Annotated in this window: 1 protein-coding gene; it reads left to right on the forward strand. The window is 44.4% G+C overall.

Translation table 11 applies throughout. The features are described 5' to 3' along the window. Nucleotides 1–284, forward strand: a 284-nt coding sequence (locus ACYQ2O_RS13165) for a transposase (protein ID WP_459796831.1), incomplete at both ends; no start/stop codon positions are given.

Here is a 284-nt window from a genome sequence, read left to right on the forward strand (position 1 = left end):
AGGCGAGATAGAGAAACACAAAAACCCCAAACAATTATATAAAGCAGAAAAGCAACTCAAGAAAGCCCAGCGTTCGTTGTCCCGCAAACAAAAAGGCGGGAAGAACCGGAGCAAAGCCCGCCTGCAAGTCGCCAAGAAACACGAAAAGATTGCTAATCAGCGGAAGGATTTCTTGCACAAACTAACGAAGAAAATTACAGACGAAAACCAAGTCATCGTAATCGAAACGTTGTCCACCCAGAACCTGATGAAGAACCATAAACTAGCAAAAAGCATCGGCGATG

This window comes from Alkalibacterium sp. m-11, assembly GCF_054658155.1.